The organism is Microbacterium sp. P5_B6, assembly GCF_056400345.1.
In genome coordinates this window covers 536337-553152 of record NZ_JBFULL010000002.1, presented here as the reverse complement: position 1 = coordinate 553152, position 16816 = coordinate 536337, and the positions used below count along the sequence as shown (strand labels likewise).

The following is a 16816-nucleotide window of genomic DNA, read 5'->3' as shown; positions in this document are numbered from 1 at the left end:
TCGTCACTTCCGCTTCTTGCCGTCGTAGTGCGGGTTCTCCCAGATGACCGAGCCGCCCTGGCCGAGTCCCACGCACATGGCTGTGAGGCCGTACCGGACGTCGGGGCGCTCGGCGAACTGGGCCGCGAGCTGGATCATGAGCCGCACTCCAGAGGCTGCGAGCGGGTGCCCGAAGGCGATCGCACCGCCCCACTGGTTGACGCGCGGGTCGTCGTCCGCGATCCCGAAGTGGTCGAGAAGGGAGATGACCTGGATGGCGAAAGCCTCGTTCAGCTCGAAGAGCCCGATGTCATCGATCGTGAGACCGGCCTTCTTGAGCGCCTTCTCCGTGGAGGGGATCGGGCCGATCCCCATGATCTCGGGCTGCACGCCGGCGAAGGCGAACGAGACGAGCTTCATCTTGGGTCGGAGTCCGAGCTGCTTGACAGCGCCGCCACCGGCGAGGAGTGACATCGTCGCACCGTCGGTCAGCGGTGAGGAGGTTCCGGCCGTGACGCGGCCGTGGGGGCGGAAGGGCGTTTTCAGTCCGGCGAGGTCGTCCATCGTCGTCTGCGGACGTCGGCCCTCGTCCTCGGTGGCCAGTCCCCAGGCGCCGTCGGCGTCCTTGATGGCGACCTGGACGAGATCGGGCTGGATCCTGCCTGCGTCGTAGGCGGCCTGGACCTTCTGCTGGCTGCGCATCCCATAGCGGTCGGACCGCTCCTTCGTGAGGTGCGGGAAGCGGTCGAAGATGCGCTCGGCGGTGACGCCCATGTTGAGGGCGCCGGGGTCGACCATGCGCTCGGCGACGAAGCGCGGGTTCGGGTCGGTGTTTGCCCCGATCGGGTGGTGGCCCATGTGCTCGACCCCGCCCGCGAGCGCGACGTCGTACATGCCTACGCCGATCGAGGCTGCCATCGTGGTGACGCTCGTCATGGCGCCCGCGCACATGCGGTCGATCGCGAATCCGGGCACCGACTGCGGGAGTCCGGCGAGGATGGCGACAGAGCGACCGAGCGTCAGGCCCTGATCGCCTGTCTGCGACGTCGCGGCGATCGCGACGTCGTCGATGCGGTCCTTGGGAACATCGGGGTTCCGCTCGATGAGCCCGATCGTCGCCTTGACGGCGAGGTCATCGGCGCGGGTGTTCCAGTACATGCCCTTTTCGCCGGCGCGCCCGAAGGGGGTGCGCACTCCATCGACGAAGAAGACGTCCGAGATCTCGGCCACTCTGCCTCCAAAAGTATGGGAATCATTCCACCCTAGGAAGCGCTTCCGACGGGTCGGAATCGGGTGGGGGAATGCTACGAATCGCCCTCCGGGGCCTCTGCGGCCGTTTGCACGGAATCGACAAAGGCATCGGCGATCGCCTGTGCAGTGTGCGCAATCTGCCACTGCCTTGCACCCAGTTCCGCCAGGGCGCTGCCGATGGATGTGGCGTCGAGGGAGGACGGCGGAGTCCAGGCGACGCGCCTCAGAAGCTCGGGCGTCAGCAGGTTCTCGACCGGCATCTGCAACTCCTCCGCGCACGCTTCCAGGGCAGGCCGCGCGGCCTTGAGGCGCGCGTCCGCGGCCGGATTGCGGTCGGCCCACGCTCGCGGAGGAGGCAGGGTGTCGCCACCGGCACCGCGGTCGGCCGGAAGCTCGGCGGTCGCGCGACCGAGCTCGATCGCACCCCACCACCGGTCGAGCTGCGAGCGGCTCGCTCGGCCCGTGAATTCGCGCACCGCGGCGAGTTCCTGCTTGGACTGCGGATCGGCGAGGACGGCCGCCACCAGAGCGCGGTCGGGGACGAGACGGCCGGGGGAGACGTCGACCTCCTGCGCGTAGTCCTCGCGTGCGACCCAGAGTTCGCGCGCGATGGCGAGGGCACGGCGGCCTCGCACCGTGTGCAGTCCGCTCAGGCGGCGCCATGGCTCTTCGCGGGGAGGCTTGGCCGGCCGATCCAGCACGGCCTGGAACTCCTCCGCGGCGATCTCGGTCTTGCCCTGTGCGTCGAGCTCGGCGGCGAGCACGTCGCGCACGTCGACGAGGTGCTCGACGTCGAGCGCGGCGTACTCGAGCCATGACTGCGGAAGCGGACGGACCGACCAGTCGGATGCCGAGTGCGCCTTGGCGAGGGTGATCCCCAGGGTCTCCTCCACGACAGCACCGAGGCCGACCCGCTCATGGCCGAGCAGTCGCGCTGCGAGCTCGGTGTCGAAGATCGAGGCCGGCGTGAGGTCGAGCTCGCGCAGCGAGGGGAGGTCCTGGCTGGCGGCGTGCAGAACCCACTCCGCTTCGCCGATGGCGGCCTGGAGCGCGCTGAAGTCGCCGATCGCGGGCGGGTCGAAGAGGAAGAACCCCGCACCGCGGCGGAAGACCTGGATGAGGTACGCCCGCTGCGAGTAGCGGAACCCCGAAGCCCGTTCGACGTCGACGGCGACGGGGCCGCTTCCTGAGGCGAGCCGGGAGGCGGCATCCGCGAATTCCGATGAATCGGCGATGACGTGGTACTCAGTCACGCGGTGTCCTTCTGCTGCCGAGGATCGTGATCCCCTCCGAACCGGGGGGCAATCCCGCGAGCATACAGACCAGTTCCGCCCATGCCTGGACATGAGGAGCGAGGGGACCGATCGGCGACCACGATGCACGGAGTTCGATCTGCGCCCCGTCCCCCTCAGCCGCGAGCGATCCGAACCCCTTCGAGAGAGTCTTGGTGGCCGTGCCGGATGCCGCCTGGAACGTGGCACCGTGGGAATGGAGGGCGTCGGTGAGCCAGGACCATGCGACATCGGCGAGGAACGGGTCGACCCCGATGTCGGGCTCGAGCGGCGCCTGGGCGAAGCACACGATCCGCCATGCGCCCTCCCAGCCGGCGGGTTCTTCCGGATCGTGCAGCAGAATCAGGCGCCCGGTGCCGAACGCCGAGTCCTCACCGTCCTCGTCGGGACGCACATCGCCGGCGAGGGCGAGGGATTCAGGTGCCAGGCTCTGCGGCGCCGGGATCTCCCGGACGAGCAGATCGTCGCGGAAGCGGATGCCGCGCACGTCGTCGGCAGCGCGCGCGAACAGCGCGGACACCGCCGGGGGACCATGCTCAGCCACGCCGACAGACTAGAGTGAGGCCTCGATGGTCACTCCCAGGCGCGCCGCATCACGGGACGCTACCCCCGCTCTCATCGCCGGCATTCAGGCGGCGATCGTGACGCTGAGCGTTGCGCTGACGGGCGTGCTGGCACTCATGGGGTTCGTCTCGGTGGTCTTCGCCCGCCGGATCGTGACGCCCGCGAACCGTGTTGCCGACACCAAGATCCTCGGACTGGACACCGCCGCGCAGACCATCACCCTCGGCCGGACAGCCGACACACGGCTGCCGGGTCGCTACGGGCTGTTCACGACGGGCACGGCCTCCTACGTCAAGCTCGGCTCCGTGCTCGCCGAGGACGAGACCTCGGTCAAACGGAAGCTCCTCACCCACATCGGGGCGGACTCGAGCCTTTCGTCGGACGCGGCTTTCAGCGGCTGGTACTACTCCGCCCCTGAAGAGCTGCACCTGCCTTTCACCGCCGAGCTGATCGGCTCGGTGGTGGGTCCGTGCCCCGCGTGGCTCTTCACCCCTCCCGAGCCAAGCGGCACATGGGTCATCCAGGTCCACGGTCGCGGCACGAACCGGACGGAGTGCCTCAGGGCCGTGCCGGTGTTCCACGGTGCCGGGATCACCTCGCTCGTGGTGTCGTATCGCAACGACGGCGAGGCGCCGCGCAGCCGCACCGGCACGTATGGCCTCGGAGCAACCGAGTGGCGCGATATCGACGCGGCGGTGGGATTCGCCCGGCGCCGGGGCGCCCAGCGCGTGATCCTCATGGGATGGTCCATGGGCGCGGCCATCGCTCTCCAGGTCGCGCTCAACTCGGCCCACCGCCACCTGATCGGCGGCCTCATCCTGGAATCGCCCGTCATCGACTGGCGGGTCGTCCTCGACTATCAGACGAAGCTCCTCGGACTCCCGCTGGCGGTCAGCGGGCTGGCGATCGGCGCACTCTCCAAGGAGTGGGCGGCGCCGGTCACCCGGACGGGAGGAGCGATCCCGTTCGACCGCCTGGACATCGTCTCGAGAGCGGACGAGCTGACTCACCCGATCCTGATCCTGCACAGCGACGATGACGGGTTCGTCCCCTCGGATGCGTCATACGATCTCGTGGTGCGACGGCCCGACCTGGTCGAGATGCAGGCCTTCGAGGTGGCTCGCCATGCGAAGCTGTGGAACTACGACCAGGACCGCTGGAGCGACAGCATCCGCTCGTGGATCCAGCGGCACGATCTCAATCCCGCAGCCGCAGCCTCAGATAGCTGAATCCCGCCTCGTCGACGAGCATGCCCGCCACGCGGGCATCCGCCCGCTGGGCGAGTGCGACGAACGGATCCCGCGGCGGCTCGAGCACCGGTGAGATCGTCACGCAGACCTCGTCCACCACCCCCGCAGCGACGAACTGGGTCGCGAGTGCCGGACCTCCTTCGCACACCACGCGAAGCAGTCCTCGCGCATGCAGCGCGGCCAGGATCGTCGGCGGTCGAAGGCGGTCGCCATCGCTCGGGACCGGGACGACCTCGGCGGGAGCGTCTTGCAGCACGCGCCGCACGCTGTCGGCCGCAGACTCCGGGCACAGGACGAGCGCCGGGGGGCGATCCTCGCGTCCTTCGGCGCTGATCCGGCCAGCCAGATCTCCGGATGACGTGACGATCGCAAGCCGCGCGGTCTTCGGGAGCACGTAGCCCTCGGCGCGCACGGTCTCGGCGCCGACGACCACGACATCGGAGTGACGCCTGATGGCGCCCAGCACGTAGCGGTCGGTGCGCGAGGTGATCGTGTTGCTCGTCCCGTCCGCACCGGCGGTCGCGCCGGTGATGGTCGTGATCATGTTCAGCCGCACGAACCGCTCGCCTTCCACGGCATAGCGGCTCGACATCCATGCATCGGTGCCTTCCGCCCCGATGGTCGTCGACGAGAGCGTCCGGGGCACGACCTCGGTGACGACGCCCGCGCCGGACGCGGCAGCGGCGCCCGCGCTCATCATGCGGCCAGCTTCGCCCGCACCTGGCGCTTGGCCCGGAGCAGCATTCCGGTCATGCCTGCGATCCGCAGGGGAGAGACGGCTCGGGTGAGTCCGATCGTCTGGGGGAAGTCGTCCGGGATGCCGAGCACCTCGTCCGGGGTGAGGCCGGTGATGCCCTGCACCAGGATGCTCGCGAACCCTCGCGTGGTCGGCGCTTCACGGGGTGCGGTGGCGTGCATCGCCACGCGGCCGCCGTCATCGATGTCGAGGATGATGTAGACGGGGGACTGGCACTCGGCGACACGCTCCCGCAGCTCCGGGTGATCGTCGTACCGGGACGGCACCTCGGGCAGCTCGTTGGAGTACTCGAGCAGGAGCTGCAGCCGCTCGGGCTCGGCGAGCTCGAGGAACTCGTCGCGGATCTCGGCGAGAGCCTCGGGAAGGGGTGTTCCAGTCATCCGTCACATTCTCCCACGCTCGGGATGCCGGGACCCGGGTCTATCAGCGCGCGGGAAGCTCGCCCGGCTCGGCGCCGGTGGCGATCGGCACGCGGACCGCGCTGCCCCACTCCGTCCACGACCCGTCGTAGTTGCGGACGTTCTGGAAGCCGAGCAGGTGGCGCAGCACGAACCAGGTGTGACTCGAGCGCTCACCGATCCGGCAGTAGGCCACGATGGCGTCGTCGTCCTCGAGCCCCACATCCTGCCGGTAGATCGCGTCCAGCTCGGCGCGACCCTTGAAGCCGCCGTCCTCCGCGACGGCGCGCGCCCACGGCACGCTCTTCGCGGTCGGTATGTGACCGGCGCGCAGTGCCCCTTCTTCGGGGTATGCCGGGGCCGAGGTGCGTGAGCCGTCGTACTCCTCTGGGGAGCGGACGTCGATCAGCGGATTGCCGAAGTGAGCGAGGACGTCCTCCCGGTACGCGCGGAGGGTGGAGTCGTCGCGCTCGACGACGGGATACCGGGTGGGGCTCGGGACAGGCGCCTCCGTGGTGATGGGGCGCCCCTCCGCGATCCACTTGTCGCGTCCGCCATCGAGGAGTCGCACGTCGTCGTGGCCGAAGAGCGAGAAGACCCACAGCGCGTAGGCGGCCCACCAGTTGCTCTTGTCGCCGTAGATCACGATGGTGTCGTCGCGCGAGATGCCCTTGCGGCTGAGCAGCTCCGCGAAGCCCGCGCCGTCGAGGTAATCGCGCACCACCGGGTCGTTCAGCTCGGTGTGCCAATCGACTTTCACAGCACCTGGGATGTGACCCGTCTCGTAGAGGAGGACGTCCTCGTCGGACTCGACCACGACGAGTCCGGGCGTTCCGAGGTGCTCCTCCAGCCAGGCGCCCGTGACGAGGCGCCCGGGCTCGGAGTACTCGGCAAACTTGGGGGACGACGTGTCGATTTCGACGGTCAAGGCGTGCTCCTCGGGTCGGGGTGCTGATGGCGACGGCGTAGGGTTGAACCGCGCCTTCCGACCCTAGATTCCCGCGGCCCGGCGCGCATCGCCACAGTAAGACACCGACATAGGACGACATGACCACGACGGCAGCCGGAATCGTCCATCTGACCGAGCGGCAGCCGCAGGTCACGGGCGCCGAGATGGTGGCCGCGCTCGTGCCTCCGCCGCAGTTCGCCGACGCGACGTTCGAGTCCTACCGCGCGGACGCGGCCTATCCCTCCCAGCAGGAGGCGAAGGACGAGCTGATGACCTTCGCGGGTGTCGGTCAGCCCGCAGCCCGAGGCGGCTTCTTCCGTCGTGCCAAGAAGGGTCCGGAGCCGAAACCCGGTGTCTACCTCGACGGCGGGTTCGGTGTCGGCAAGACGCACCTGCTCGCCTCGATCTATCACGCGATGTCCGTGCGGAGGAAGTACTTCGGCTCGTTCATCGAGTACACGGCGCTCGTCGGGGCGCTCGGCTATCAGAACACCGTGGAGCTCTTTCGCGGAGCCGACCTGATCTGCATCGATGAGTTCGAACTCGACGATCCGGGCGACACCATGGTGATGACCCGCCTGCTCGGAGAGCTGGTCGGCGGCGGCACGCGGATGGCGGCGACCTCGAACACGCCACCCAATGCGCTCGGTGAAGGACGCTTCGCCGCCCAGGACTTCCTTCGCGAGATCCACGCCATGTCGGCGAACTTCCAGACCCTCCGCATCGACGGCACCGACTTCCGCCACCGCGCGCTGGACGGGCACGCCGCCGTGCTGAGCGAGGCGGACTACGAGAGTGCGCTGGCCGCGGCATCCGGGGCTGGAGTGGCGTCGGACGACCCCTTCCCTGCGCTGATCGCGCACCTGGCCCGGGTGCACCCGAGTCGCTACATCCGACTGGTCGAGGGCCTCTCCGTCATCGGGCTGCGCGGGGTCGACCAGTTCGATGACCAATCGGCAGCTCTGCGATTCGTCGCCTTCATCGATCGCGCCTACGATGCGCAGATCCCGATCCGCGCCACCGGGACGTCGCTCGACCTCGTCTTCAGCGAGGAGATGCTCGTCGGCGGATATCGGAAGAAGTACCTCCGCGCGATCTCGCGTCTGGTCGCGCTCACGCTGGACTGAGCGGCATCTCCGCGTCAGCTCTCGGCGCTCCGAAACGTGATGTTTACACAGACACCTGATGCGTAACCGGCAGGAAACAAGCCCCCGAGGTCGCCGGTAACCCGGTCTGGTCACAATGGGCGAACCCGACGCGTTTCCTGCGTCCCTGCAGAGAGGTTCTCCCCGAGATGGATCAAGGCAACACCGCATTCATCCTCATAGCTGCCGCACTCGTTTTGCTCATGACGCCTGGCTTGGCGTTCTTCTACGGCGGACTGGTCAAGGCCAAGAGCGTCATCAGCATGATGATGCTGAGCTTCGGCGCTATGGGACTCATCGGCGTGCTGTGGGTGCTGTACGGCTATGCCGTCGCTTTCCCGACCACGGCCACCGGCACGATTCAGTTCCCCTGGACGATCGACCTCAGTGAGATCGGCCTTGAGAGCCTGCTGACCACGCCCGAGGGCAACGCTTACCCCCCGCTCGCTTTCGTCGCGTTCCAGGCGACGTTCGCGATCATCACCGTCGCGCTCGTGTCGGGTGCGATCGCGGACCGCGCCAAGTTCGGCGCGTGGATGATCTTCGCGGCCGTGTGGGCGACCATCGTCTACTTCCCGGTGGCCAGCTGGGTGTTCAACTTCGGTCTCGCCGACGACGGCAGCTTCTCGTACGGCGGCTGGATCACCTTCGGCATGCAGCAGTGGTTCGGTGTCGGCGCGATCGACTTCGCCGGCGGCACGGCAGTTCACATCAACGCCGGTGCCGCAGCGCTGGCGCTGGCGCTCGTGCTCGGCAAGCGTGTCGGCTTCCAGAAGGGCATCCAGGTTCCTCACAACCCGCCCTTCGTGCTCCTCGGCGCCGGGCTGCTGTGGTTCGGCTGGTTCGGATTCAACGCGGGCTCGGAGCTCGCCGCTGACAACACCGCTGCCGTCGCCTTCGTCAACACCATCGCCGCTCCGGCCGCCGCTCTTCTCGCGTGGCTGCTCGTGGAGAAGATCAAGGACGGCAAGCCCACATCCGTCGGTGCGGCATCCGGTGCTGTTGCGGGCCTCGTGGCCATCACGCCTGCGTGCGCCGCGCTGACCCCGATCTGGGCGATCGTCCTCGGCTTCCTCGCCGGGGCCGTGTGCGCGATCGCGATCGAGCTGAAGTTCAAGTGGGGCTTCGACGACTCGCTCGACGTGGTGGGCATCCACCTCGTCGGCGGTCTGATCGGAACGCTCTTCCTCGGCTTCTTCGCGAACGGCACGGGCCTCATCTACAGCGGCAACCTCACGCAGCTGATGGTCCAGGCGATCGCCGCCTTCTCGGTGCTCATCTACTCGTTCGTGCTCGCCTACGCCATCGGCTGGATCATCCAGAAGACGATCGGCTTCCGCGTCAAGAACGAGGACGAGATCGCCGGCATCGACACCATCGTCCACGGCGAAGAGGGCTACGTCCTCACCGACGCTCGCGGCTGACGATTCAGGCAGCAGAGGGGCGTCGCGCATCGCGCGGCGCCCCTCTCGCGTGCGTCGGCGTCTTCGACGGCTGACCGCGTCGACATAGGGTGGCGACCATGACCACCCGTCCCGGCCTCTTCGCCCGGCTCAAGAGCCTTCTCCGACCCACCGGCGGCCCGTCTGGCAATCCTCCACGGTCCGCGCCTGCTGTGGCCCCGGCGGGCTCCACTGCGACGGTTTCGATCGCGCCGCCTCGTCCGGAGCACCTTCGGATCACGTACGCACCGAGCATGGACGGCGATCCGGATGCCGGTGAGATCGTGTGGACCTGGGTGCCGTACGCCGAGAACGACGGGCGGGGCAAGGATCGCCCTGTCCTGGTGATCGGGCGGAGGGATGAGTCGCATCTCTACGCGGTGCGACTCACGAGCAGATCGCACGACGGAGACCGCGATTTTCTCGCCATCGGCTCGGGCCCGTGGGATGTCCAGCGCCGGCCCTCGTGGGTTGACGTGGATCAGCTCTACTCCGTGCACGAGAGCGGCCTGCGCCGAGAAGCGTGTGCACTCGACCGGGAGCGATTCGGATCGGTGGCCGACGCGCTGCATCGACGGTACGGCTGGACCGTGCAGGAGTGACGCCGGGAGGCGTGGAGTGGGCGATACCGGACTCGAACCGATGACCTCTTCCGTGTGAAGGATAGCCACGGGGTTCGCCGAGGTTCGTGGATGTCCGCTGACGACATCCTGAATCGACTGATTTTCGCCTTCAGACGGCGGCGATGGCCGCGGGTCGCGCTGTCTTTCGGCGGCGTAGCCTCATCGCGGGTTTCTCGACGAGGAACCATGAGGCGATGGCGAGCGGGAGGGTGGCGATTGCAGACAGAACCGCGAACCACAGCACACCGAACGCGGATGCACCGAAGATCAAGAGGGTCTGCTGCAGCGGGAACGCGTAAATATAGACCCCGTACGAGATGTCATTGCGCAGGCGGAGTCGCTCGTGCTTGACGATTGCGCCCGCGGTCAACACGAGATACGCGATGGGCAACGCGGCGACGATCCGATAGTTCGGCATGAACAGCGATCCCGCGAGAATGAGAACAGCGACGATCACCCATAGCGGAGACACGGGAATGCGATCCCGGAACTGATAGATCATCGCCCCGGCAAGGAACATCAGACCGAACCGGGACATGGCCGGAACATTTCCGCCGAGCACGCCGCCTAGGAAGCCGAGAGCATTGGCGATCGCCCCGAGGGTGGCGAGAGCGAACAGCGAGGGAATCACCCAGGGCCGCTTGAGCAGACCGCAGACACCGAGTGCGAGAACGCCGAGGTAGCAGAAGAACTCCCACGCGAGGGTCCACAGCGAGCCATCCCATAAGCCCTGGAACGGCACGCCCAGCGGCGTGCCGGCGATGTCGTACTGGAACATCACCAACGCGGCGTTCTTGAGGACGTAGGTGAGGTTTTCCGCACCCCAGACCCCCTGGGCGAGCGGTGCGATGACAAACGCGGTCACGATCAGGCAGACCCAGAACGCCGGCATGATGCGAAGCACACGCGCCACGAGGTAGCGCATCCAACGCGGATCACGCGTCCATGACAAGACGATCAGAAAGCCGCTGATCGCGAAGAACCCGTCCACGGAGAAGTCCGCCATGAATTGCTGAAGCGGCCAAAAAGTAAACGAGGACCCGCCGAGCGAGACGGAATGCCACACGATCACGCCGGTGGCGAGCAACAGCCGGATCAGGTTCAGCGCATTCAGTCGCGGGTCGAAGACCGCGGCGAATGGACGCCCCAGCCCCACGAGCCCTCGGAAATTCGACGCGGGCCGATCTGAAGTCGCCATCGATGATGAGCGTAACGCCCCCGACCGCTTAGACGAGCACCAACGAGCCGACGCGACAGCAAGGGATGCCCCCCGACCCATCACGGCCTTCCCGAGGTACTGGGCCTTTCACACAGGTGGTCGTAAACGCCTCGCGGGTTGTTCTGGTCTCACCGCACACTGGGGCGTAGGGGGTAGGGGGAGCCCTTGTATCGACTCATGGGTCCTCGCCCCACAAACGACGAAGCCCCCGGAATGCCGGGGGCCTCTCTTGTGGGCGATACCGGACTCGAACCGATGACCTCTTCCGTGTGAAGGAAGCGCGCTACCAACTGCGCCAATCGCCCAAAGCCCCGCGGGGCCGAGTCACGATCTTACCGGATGCACGGGTGGCCCACGAATCGGAGTCCAGACACGCGCGGGCGTCGCTCGGTTTTGCACCTGGGCGACGATCGGATAAAGTCATTGAAGCGCCGGAGAGATCCGGATAACGCGGATGTAGCGCAGTTGGTAGCGCACAACCTTGCCAAGGTTGGGGTCGCGAGTTCGAGTCTCGTCATCCGCTCGAGTGCGAGGATCGCCACACGGGAATCCACCAGGATCCCCGAAAGTCGATCACGACACGTGGGTCAACCACACATGGTGGCGTGGCCGAGCGGCTAGGCACCGGCCTGCAAAGCCGTTTACACGGGTTCGAATCCCGTCGCCACCTCCACTCCCGGTCCCGACCGGCAGCACTAACTCGGGCGATTGGCGCAGCGGTAGCGCGCTTCCCTGACACGGAAGAGGTCACTGGTTCGATCCCAGTATCGCCCACCACGAAACCCCCGGATTTCCGGGGGTTTTCCTTGTTTATGGGCTCGTCTCAAGGGTCCCAGCGGAAACGCGCGCTCCGTGTCTCCACGTCCAGCGGGCACGTCTGCGGCTTCTCACTGTGGTCCGTCGGCGGGCATGGTACCTCAATCAAAACGGCGTGTGTACCGGGAACGGCTTTCCGGGTCCGCGACGTAGTGTCGCTGATCCGATCGGTTCGCGGCGCCCCACGCCGCGGTACCAAACGAAAGGAACAAGACATGTTGCAAAGAAGCAAACTTGCCACCGCCGGTGTCGCAATCGCCCTCTCAGCCGCTCTCGGGGTTCTGCCCGCCGCGGCCGCGAACGCCGCCCAGCCCGCCTCCGCGGCTTCGAGCGTCTCTCAGGCGGTCGCAGCGCCGACCGCCGTGCCCGTCACTGGTACGGACGCCACCGGTGCTGGCTTCGTGGGCCAGATCAGTGATCTCACCGTGCGAACGGTGAATGGGGCTCTCCAGCTCACGGGTTCGATCACCGGTAGCTTGACGAACGCCACAGGGGTGGTCACCCCCGTATCGGACACATTCACTGCGACGATCGCGGACCTGGCGGTCGGTGACGCGTGCGACATTTTGACACTGGATCTCGGACCGCTCCACCTCGACGTTCTCGGCCTGGTGATCGATCTCAACGAGATCAACCTCGACATCACTGCGGTGCCGGGCGCCGGCAACCTGCTCGGCAACCTGCTGTGCGCGGTGGCCGGACTGCTGGACGGCAATGGTCCCCTGCAGGGGATCGGAGCCCTCCTGAACCGCCTGCTGACGGGGCTTGGCCTCTGACAGCGGCAACGCTGACAGCGGCAACGCAACACTGATCTGAGGCCTCCTGACCTGCGAGCCCGATCGGGCCGCGGGCCAGGGGGCCTCGGTCGTTGTGCCGGGCGCCGGCGGTTGGTCGACGGGGCGCCACGGCTGGCGCCGGATACGCTGGCCGTCATGCCGTGTCCCCGCCCTCGCCAAGCGTCCTCGTGAGTGAGCTCGCCGACCCGATCCGTGCCGCACTCGCCGCCCACGCCGACCCGCAGCGCGCACCAGGGCAGCAGGCCTACATGAAGTCGGCGATGCCCTTCTACGGTGTGCCGCTGCCCGAGGTTCGGCGCCTCACGAAGGCAGCGACCGCGGGGGTGACGGATGCCGCGGCATTGCGTTCCACTGCGATCGACCTGTGGGACGAGGCATCCCGACGCGAAGAGCGGTACGCCGCGATGCACCTCCTCGGGTTGCGCCCACTGCGAGGGGATCCGCAGATCATTCCCCTCGTCGAGCACATGGTTCGCACAGGGCGATGGTGGGACATCACGGACGAGCTCGCGCATCGCATGGCCGACGCGCTCGACGCCCGGCCGGGGGAGACCAGTCGACTAGTGAGACGGTGGAGCGTCGACCCGGACATGTGGATCCGGCGGATCGCCATCCTCTCTCAGCTGGGCAGGCGCGACCGTGTCGACCCTGACCTGCTGGCAGCGGCCATCGAGCCGAATCGGGAGGATCCCGAATTCTTCATCCGCAAGGCCATCGGCTGGGCTCTGCGCGAGTACGCGCGGGTCGCACCCGAGTGGGTCCGCGCCTACGTCGCGGGCACTGTCGTGAGCCCGCTCAGCAGGCGCGAGGCTCTCAAGCACCTCTGAGCGGCCACGGGGGTCAGTCGTTGAGCGCGGCGAGGATGCGCGGGAAGACGTCGACATGGGCGCGGCGGCCGATGAAGACGTCGGTGTGCGAATATCCGGGGATGACCGTCAGTGAGTGCCGTCCGGGCTGGTGCCGCTCGAGGTAGTCGAACGTCGCGCGCTGGCTGGCGGGCAGGAACGCCCTGTTGCGGTCGCCGGTCAGGAGGACGAATCGGGCCTCCGTCGCCGGGCGCTGGCCACCCCATCTGCGGGGAAGGTCGGTGTGTGGGCGGACGCTCACGTACTGCCGCGCCCGGTCGCTCATCGCCATCTGCGCGTACCAGCTGAGGGGAATCCTGCCCAGTTCGCCCCCGAGCCAGCGGTGGGTGGCGTCGTCCAGATTCTCGTGCCGCCACAGCGCGGGATGCCCGGCGCCGAGAGCGAAGCTCGCCATGTTGCAGCTCGGATTGCTGCATTCCCCGTGCGCCAATCGCACCGCCGTGCGCGCGACCCAAGGGACACCCCGTTCGGGGCCATCACCCCATGCGACGTCGACATACGGCTCGCCCCGGCCCAGCAGCGGACGGACGAGGTGCAGCTTGACCTTCGCGAAGCGGGGCACCAGCGGGTGAAGCGAGACCCCGTTGGCGACCACCGTGTCGACCTGGGGCACGAGACCGGCGACGACCGCCATGCTGGCCGCCGCCGCGCCCTGGCAGTGGGCCACTAGCTTCACGGTGGCAGAGCCGGTCTGGGCGGCGACGTACTCGACGAGTGCGGGCACATCGAATCGTGCCACGTCGTCGAGCGCCCAGGGCATGGCCGGCAGGTCGATCGATCCGCGCCAGTTGCCCAGCCAGACATCCCACCCCTCATCGATCAGGACATCGACGAGCGACCTGATGGCCGGCGGACGAAAGGACTCCGCACGCATTCCCACACCATGCAGCAGCAGCACCGGGCCTTTCGCAGGCTCGGCTTCACCCCGCACCTGTATGGCCGTGAGTGCGGCCCCGTCGGCTGCCTCGAGGAAGTGAACTGCATCGCGGTGGGTGCGGCGATCAGTCAGGGGCGGCGCGCTCATGTCGGGATCTCGTCATCCGGCGAACCAGGGCCGGCGGGCCGGGAACCCTGGGGCTGCCGTGCGGGCTTCAGATAGGCGTCTTTCACGGATTTAGTGAAGAACGCCCCGAATCGCGCGATCGAGGCGAGAGCCCCTCCGCCTGAGCCCTTGAACGTCGTCATCTGCCGAGCGAAATCCGCCGCCAGGATCCGCAGGATGCCGGCCGCGATCACGTCGCCCGAGCCGTCATCAGCGCCATTCTCGCCGGGAGGGACATGGCCTTTCATAACGGTGATGTACAGAGTGGATGTGTCGCTCCAGACGTCGAGTCCGGGGTCGTCGCGCACCACCTTGAATCCGTACATCGTCAGGGGAATGCCGGCGCGGTCGTGGAACCAGAGCCGGTAGCGCATCTCCATCGAGTTCTCGTCGCCTGCCTGGACGAAGAGGTTGGCCCAGCCTTTCACCACCGGCAGCTGGCCGCCGAGGAGATCGCATTCGATCTCCCCCTCGGCCAGAGCGGTGTGATCCTCCCCTGCGACGAAGCGCTCGACATCCGGGGCGGTGATGGTCAGTGTGAACATGAATCGCTGACTGAGCTGCCGACCGAGAGTCCACCCCTCCATCGGATCGGTCTCGTCCAGGGCGATGTAGCCCTTCATCTTCTCGGTGAACTCCATGCCGCGACCTGCTTGGGGCTCGTCCACGATGACCTCCGGCGTCGATGCGGGTACCGCCCGCGGAACGGTGCGGCGTGGCGGCCGCGGCTTCTCGAGCGCGTGCTCGACCGCGCGGTTGGACATCGCGGCGATGGTGAGCGAGGGATTCGGTCCAACGGGACCCGGGACGGCAGAACCGTCGACGACGAAGAGGCCCGGATGCCCGAAGGCCTCGTTCCAGGCGTCGACCACACCCTCGTGGGGATGCCGCCCCATCGGCGTTCCGCCCAGCGGGTGGACCGTGACGACCCGCTTGGTCCACCAGAGCGGATTGTCTCGGTACGTTCCGCCCAGCGTCTCGGTGATGTCTCTCATCGTCTTTCGCATCGAGTCGAAGTAGGCCGCGCTCGTCGCGGCCGTCCACTCGACATCCACCTCTCCGTCGCGGAGGGTGATGCGTCCGTCGGGCGTGTCTCGGCCCATCCCGAGGAGTGGGAGCGAACTCGATGCCAGACGGCCCTGACCGACGAGCTTGGCCACCTCCGCCGAGATGGTCGACTCGTTCCTGTTGCCGAGGCGATTCCAGATCATCTGCTTCACCACGGACCCGGCCCGCTTCATCGACGACGTGACCTGCGCGGTCTCGATGAGCCAGTTCGCGAAATCCGGGAAGCCCGCTTCCTGCACGTAGTAGCCGCGTCCCGCGCCCTCCTGGTCAGCCCCGTCGGGCTGACGGATGGCGGTGGTGATGACGGGCCCGTACGTCGGGTCGATGATCCGCAGCTGGCCCTGATCCGACGTCGTCTTGGCATTGAAGCAGAACGTGATCAGGTCGCCGTTGCCGCTGAAGCGGCTGCCGAGCGCCTGGCCGAGTGCGGGCAGGCCCACGCGGTTGCGGAGGAGGAGCGCCGTCGTCCCGAACGTTCCCGCGCCGAGGAAGAGCTGGTCGCAGGTGATCGTCACCGGCTCACGGCGGCGCTTGCCGTCGGCCTCGGCATCCGTTCCGTACTGCAGATAGCGCACCTCGTAGCCGCCCCCGTCCAGCGGGGTGACGCCGTACACCTCGGCGAGCGTCCGGATGTCTGCGCCCTTGAAGGCCGCGGCCGACAGGTAGTTGTGATCCAGGGTGTTCTTCGAACCCTCGTTGCAGCCGATGTCGCACTCGCCGCAGAGCCGGCACGTGAGCCGGGTCGCCCCGTGGATGTTGCCGTACGAAGGCTCCTCGATCAGCTGCTTCGGCTGGGCGGTGCCGCCCGGCCGCGAAGCGAACGACACCGCGAGCGGCGGCTCGATCACCTGCAGCCCGAGAGCCTGTGCCGCTTCGCGCAACGCCTTGGATTTCGGGAGATCCGGGTAGGGGTTCGGCGTCGGAGTCATCATCGCCTCGACCGCGTCGTAGTGACGATCGAGGTCGTTGCGCCCGATGGGCCAGTTTTCGTAGCCGCCGCCCGGCAGTGGTGAGTCGTGCACGAACCATCGCTCGTCTTTGCGCAGCAGGACGTTGGCGTAGATCAGCGAGCCGCCGCCGAGCCCCGACGAGACGATCGACTCGATCTTGCGGAACGAGCGGATGTCGAACAGGCCGAACAGCTCGTCCTTCGGCTCCCAGAAGGCGTGGCTCATCTCGTAGGGGTTGCGGGCGAAGCTGCCCGGCGGGTAGCTGCGCCCGCGCTCGAGGACGACAACGGATCGCCCGGCGTCGGCCAGGCGATACGCCGCGACGGAGGCGCCGAACCCCGATCCGACGACGACCGCATCGAGATGCTCAGCGCTGGAAGACACGGGCACCCCCCTGGCGAGTGGCGG

The 16816-nt window shown here is 67.6% G+C and carries 15 protein-coding genes and 4 tRNA genes; 9 read left to right on the top strand and 10 right to left on the bottom strand.

Going from position 1 to position 16816, the window contains the following annotated elements:
- Positions 1-3 precede the first annotated feature (3 nt).
- From AC1DP3_RS04335 to AC1DP3_RS04325, 3 genes are all read right to left on the bottom strand, one after another.
- Positions 4-1209, bottom strand: coding sequence for a thiolase family protein (locus AC1DP3_RS04335; RefSeq protein ID WP_477291620.1), 1206 nt, complete (start codon positions 1207-1209; stop codon positions 4-6).
- A 74-nt stretch (positions 1210-1283) separates the two neighbouring features.
- The gene (locus AC1DP3_RS04330; protein WP_477291618.1) at positions 1284-2483 is read right to left on the bottom strand and encodes a ribonuclease D; all 1200 of its coding nucleotides are present in this window, start codon (positions 2481-2483) and stop codon (positions 1284-1286) included.
- Positions 2476-3066 carry a DUF3000 domain-containing protein gene (locus AC1DP3_RS04325; protein WP_477291616.1) on the bottom strand — a complete coding sequence of 197 codons (591 nt, stop codon included), beginning with the start codon at positions 3064-3066 and terminating at the stop codon, positions 2476-2478. The genes AC1DP3_RS04330 and AC1DP3_RS04325 overlap by 8 nt, the downstream gene beginning before the upstream one ends.
- Positions 3067-3091: 25 nt before the next feature.
- Between AC1DP3_RS04325 and AC1DP3_RS04320 the strand changes: the two genes are divergently transcribed.
- Complete coding sequence (locus tag AC1DP3_RS04320) at positions 3092-4315, top strand: alpha/beta hydrolase (protein WP_477291614.1); 1224 nt, start codon at positions 3092-3094, stop codon at positions 4313-4315.
- On the opposite strand, the gene AC1DP3_RS04315 is transcribed toward AC1DP3_RS04320, so the two are convergent.
- The 3 genes from AC1DP3_RS04315 to AC1DP3_RS04305 are packed head-to-tail and all read right to left on the bottom strand — an operon-like array spanning position 4284 to position 6419.
- On the bottom strand, positions 4284-5036 hold the full coding sequence (locus AC1DP3_RS04315) for a dihydrofolate reductase family protein (protein ID WP_477291612.1): 753 nt from the start codon (positions 5034-5036) through the stop codon (positions 4284-4286). The two genes, AC1DP3_RS04320 and AC1DP3_RS04315, sit on opposite strands and share 32 nt — an antisense overlap.
- Positions 5033-5473, bottom strand: a complete 441-nt coding sequence (locus tag AC1DP3_RS04310; RefSeq protein WP_477291611.1) for a SufE family protein — start codon at positions 5471-5473, stop codon at positions 5033-5035. The genes AC1DP3_RS04315 and AC1DP3_RS04310 overlap by 4 nt, the downstream gene beginning before the upstream one ends.
- A gap of 43 nt (positions 5474-5516) precedes the next feature.
- Positions 5517-6419 (bottom strand): sulfurtransferase, encoded by a 903-nt coding sequence (locus AC1DP3_RS04305; RefSeq protein WP_477291609.1) that lies wholly within the window; start codon positions 6417-6419, stop codon positions 5517-5519.
- Between the two features lie 119 nt (positions 6420-6538).
- Here AC1DP3_RS04305 and zapE point away from each other — a divergent pair, with 119 nt between their 5' ends.
- From zapE to AC1DP3_RS04290, 3 genes are all read left to right on the top strand, one after another.
- On the top strand, positions 6539-7567 hold the full coding sequence (zapE, locus tag AC1DP3_RS04300) for a cell division protein ZapE (protein ID WP_477291607.1): 1029 nt from the start codon (positions 6539-6541) through the stop codon (positions 7565-7567).
- 167 nt (positions 7568-7734) lie between these two features.
- Entirely contained in the window at positions 7735-9009 is a 1275-nt protein-coding gene (locus AC1DP3_RS04295; RefSeq protein ID WP_477291605.1) for an ammonium transporter, read from the top strand.
- Positions 9010-9107: 98 nt separating this feature from the next.
- Positions 9108-9629, top strand: a complete 522-nt coding sequence (locus tag AC1DP3_RS04290; RefSeq protein ID WP_477291603.1) for a type II toxin-antitoxin system PemK/MazF family toxin — start codon at positions 9108-9110, stop codon at positions 9627-9629.
- A gap of 130 nt (positions 9630-9759) precedes the next feature.
- Here the strand turns inward: AC1DP3_RS04290 and AC1DP3_RS04285 are convergent, their stop codons facing one another.
- Complete coding sequence (locus tag AC1DP3_RS04285; RefSeq protein ID WP_477291601.1) at positions 9760-10848, bottom strand: acyltransferase family protein; 1089 nt, start codon at positions 10846-10848, stop codon at positions 9760-9762.
- Positions 10849-11101: 253 nt separating this feature from the next.
- Positions 11102-11174 (bottom strand) — tRNA-Val (locus AC1DP3_RS04280).
- A gap of 145 nt (positions 11175-11319) precedes the next feature.
- Between AC1DP3_RS04280 and AC1DP3_RS04275 the strand changes: the two genes are divergently transcribed.
- The 5 genes from AC1DP3_RS04275 to AC1DP3_RS04255 all read left to right on the top strand — a co-directional run bounded on the left by AC1DP3_RS04275 (position 11320) and on the right by AC1DP3_RS04255 (position 13309).
- A tRNA-Gly gene (locus AC1DP3_RS04275) sits at positions 11320-11392 on the top strand.
- 76 nt (positions 11393-11468) lie between these two features.
- A tRNA-Cys gene (locus tag AC1DP3_RS04270) sits at positions 11469-11542 on the top strand.
- 29 nt (positions 11543-11571) lie between these two features.
- Positions 11572-11646, top strand: a tRNA-Val gene (locus AC1DP3_RS04265).
- A 254-nt stretch (positions 11647-11900) separates the two neighbouring features.
- Positions 11901-12461 (top strand): ABC transporter substrate-binding protein, encoded by a 561-nt coding sequence (locus AC1DP3_RS04260; RefSeq protein ID WP_477291599.1) that lies wholly within the window; start codon positions 11901-11903, stop codon positions 12459-12461.
- 188 nt (positions 12462-12649) lie between these two features.
- Complete coding sequence (locus AC1DP3_RS04255; protein WP_477291597.1) at positions 12650-13309, top strand: DNA alkylation repair protein; 660 nt, start codon at positions 12650-12652, stop codon at positions 13307-13309.
- A gap of 13 nt (positions 13310-13322) precedes the next feature.
- On the opposite strand, the gene AC1DP3_RS04250 is transcribed toward AC1DP3_RS04255, so the two are convergent.
- Together AC1DP3_RS04250 and AC1DP3_RS04245 are read right to left on the bottom strand one after the other, a co-directional pair.
- The gene (locus AC1DP3_RS04250; protein WP_477291595.1) at positions 13323-14372 is read right to left on the bottom strand and encodes an alpha/beta fold hydrolase; all 1050 of its coding nucleotides are present in this window, start codon (positions 14370-14372) and stop codon (positions 13323-13325) included.
- The gene (locus AC1DP3_RS04245) at positions 14369-16792 is read right to left on the bottom strand and encodes a GMC oxidoreductase (RefSeq protein ID WP_477291593.1); all 2424 of its coding nucleotides are present in this window, start codon (positions 16790-16792) and stop codon (positions 14369-14371) included. The genes AC1DP3_RS04250 and AC1DP3_RS04245 overlap by 4 nt, the downstream gene beginning before the upstream one ends.
- Positions 16793-16816 lie beyond the last annotated feature (24 nt).

Excerpts from the sequence above, each read along its gene's own strand:
- AC1DP3_RS04320 (WP_477291614.1), top strand. The coding sequence starts at position 3,092 with ATGGTCACTCCCAGGCGCGCCGCATCACGGGACGCTACCCCCGCTCTC.
- AC1DP3_RS04315 (WP_477291612.1), bottom strand. The coding sequence starts at position 5,036 with ATGATGAGCGCGGGCGCCGCTGCCGCGTCCGGCGCGGGCGTCGTCACC.
- AC1DP3_RS04310 (WP_477291611.1), bottom strand. The coding sequence starts at position 5,473 with ATGACTGGAACACCCCTTCCCGAGGCTCTCGCCGAGATCCGCGACGAG.
- zapE (WP_477291607.1), top strand. The coding sequence starts at position 6,539 with ATGACCACGACGGCAGCCGGAATCGTCCATCTGACCGAGCGGCAGCCG.
- AC1DP3_RS04295 (WP_477291605.1), top strand. The coding sequence starts at position 7,735 with ATGGATCAAGGCAACACCGCATTCATCCTCATAGCTGCCGCACTCGTT.
- AC1DP3_RS04290 (WP_477291603.1), top strand. The coding sequence starts at position 9,108 with ATGACCACCCGTCCCGGCCTCTTCGCCCGGCTCAAGAGCCTTCTCCGA.
- AC1DP3_RS04285 (WP_477291601.1), bottom strand. The coding sequence starts at position 10,848 with ATGGCGACTTCAGATCGGCCCGCGTCGAATTTCCGAGGGCTCGTGGGG.
- AC1DP3_RS04260 (WP_477291599.1), top strand. The coding sequence starts at position 11,901 with ATGTTGCAAAGAAGCAAACTTGCCACCGCCGGTGTCGCAATCGCCCTC.
- AC1DP3_RS04250 (WP_477291595.1), bottom strand. The coding sequence starts at position 14,372 with ATGAGCGCGCCGCCCCTGACTGATCGCCGCACCCACCGCGATGCAGTT.